At 54.0% G+C, this 2,118-nt stretch carries 1 protein-coding gene and 1 pseudogene; both read left to right on the forward strand.

The features are described from left to right. A pseudogene (locus tag ABX962_RS35230) lies at nt 1-228 on the forward strand (sulfatase); the annotation flags it as partial. Nucleotides 229-345: 117 nt separating this feature from the next. Next, nucleotides 346-1,833, forward strand: coding sequence for a Gfo/Idh/MocA family protein (locus ABX962_RS35235; RefSeq protein ID WP_372726329.1), 1,488 nt, complete (start codon nt 346-348; stop codon nt 1,831-1,833). The last annotated feature ends 285 nt before the right edge of the window (nt 1,834-2,118 follow it).

A 2,118-nucleotide genomic window follows, 5' to 3' on the forward strand; every position in this document is an offset into this window, starting at 1 on the left:
AGCAGCAAAGCGTTTCTACGGATTCATCAAGCGTCGGTGCTCGATGCCGACTTTGGTTACCAAGCGGGACAACGGCGTACGGTTTCGATTAAATTGGCCAAGGGTTATCACCCGATCCAATTAACATGTCTTTCCGATGGCCAAACGCCGCCAACACTCGATTGGAAATGGGGCCGTTCGGCAAACGAGTTGACTTCCATCGAGAACAAGTCGTTGTTTCATAAGTAGCCGCCCCACAAAACACTCTTTTTTGACTCCACTTCACCCCCGTACGTTTTATTACCCGATCCTATTACCCGATCGCTCTTTCATCACCGAGAGCGTCTAAGATGAGGAATCTTTATCATGACAGCTGAAAAGAAACCCGAGAATCAATCCAATCGCCGCAACTTCATCACGCAGTCGGCCGGAGTCGCGGCGGCGGCATCGGTGGGTTTGTCCGCCACACGAGCCGCTGCAGCAGCGGGATCCAATGAACGCATGCGAATTGGATTTATCGGCCCCGGGGGTCGCGGCTATGGCGCACACGTCAAGACACTGTGTAAACTGCACGAAGAAGGCCGGAACATCGAACTGGTCGGTGTCGCCGAAGTCTATAAGACGCAGCGAGACAAGGTCGCCGACCATATCAAAAAAGCCACGGGAACGGATCCTGGTCGCTATGTCGACTATCGCGACATGATCGAGAAAGAAAACCTCGACGCCGTTTGTATCGGAACGCCTGACCATTGGCATCACAAACAAACCGTCGATTCGATCGCAGCAGGACTAAATGTCTACTGCGAAAAACCGATGACCAAGACAGTCGAAGAAGCGTTTTCGGTCGAGAAGGCGTGGCGAGAAAGCGGCAAAGTCATGCAGGTGGGCGTGCAGTCGACCAGTTTGCCGGTTTGGAACGAAGTCAATGCGTTGCTCAAAGACGGCAAGCTGGGCAAGGTGCTTGGGTTCCAAACCGAGTACTTCCGTAACAGCGATATGGGACAGTGGCGGTACTACAAACTCGAAGCCGACATGTCGCCCAAAACGATCGACTGGGAACGCTGGCTCGGATCGAACGAAGGACTTGCACCGGAGATGCCATTTGACCGTGAAAAGTACAAACAGTGGCGTCGTTTCTGGCCGTTCGGTAGCGGCATGTTCACCGATTTGTTCGTGCACCGCACCACTTCGATGTTGAAAGCCACCGGACTACGAATCCCTGGGCGCGTCGTTGGGGCGGGCGGTCTTTACATGGAATACGACGGCCGCGATGTGCCTGATGTGGCCACCGTGGTTGCTGATTTCAACGAAGGCGTTCAAGGGCTGGTCACTGCCACGATGTGTAACCAGGAATCGCGGATTGACCAATTGATTCGCGGACACTTTGGCACGTTCCGTTTCGGAAACGGCGAAGAATTTGACGGTTTCGATTTTGTTGCCGAACGCCCTCAAGTCACGCACGAGCGTGACTACAAAGATGAACGCATCGCCACCGAAAAAGTCGGCAATACAACCTACGCTCACTTCGCCAATTGGCTTGATGCATGCGAAGCGGGCGAGCCCATGATGTGTAACAACCCACCCGACTTGGGTGCCGCCGCGATCGCCGTCGTGAACCTCGGTGCGGAAAGTTATCGTCAAGGCAAGGTGTTCTTCGTCGATCCCGAAACCCGCGAAATCAGCACCACCGATCCAGGTTGGGCTAAGAAATGGGAACAACTTTCCGAAGCTCGGGCTAATCCAAAACATATCCCCGGATGGAACGCGGGTGACTTTGGTAGCAAATTGATTGAGCCGGAATACATGAATCTGGCCGGTCCTTGGATCGACGGTAAAGATCCTGCCCAATCGTAAGTAGATCGTCAGCGGGAAACAGGCTAATGGGACCCGAAGCGGATGTTTTTTGTAGCGGTGCGGCGAGCGGCCGCACGGTCGAAACCAACCGTAGGACTCGCTGCCCGCGAGCGAGGCCCCGCGGCGTACCGCTTCTTCAAATCCAAGCATAAAAAAAACCGGCCAATGACGTTTTCACATCATTGGTCGGCTATTTGAAATGCTTCGATCGGTCGGCGGCAAAATGGAGCCGCTGGGAGAAACGCGAAAGTCTCAGCGTACTACTGTACAAGCCTTTGAATGACT

Origin of the sequence: Novipirellula sp., from assembly GCF_041583735.1 — a bacterium.
In the GTDB taxonomy this organism is placed as follows: Bacteria; Planctomycetota; Planctomycetia; order Pirellulales; family Pirellulaceae; genus Novipirellula.

What these genes read in the sequence shown, in the direction of transcription:
- ABX962_RS35235 (WP_372726329.1), top strand. Translation starts at nt 346, where the DNA reads ATGACAGCTGAAAAGAAACCCGAGAATCAATCCAATCGCCGCAACTTC.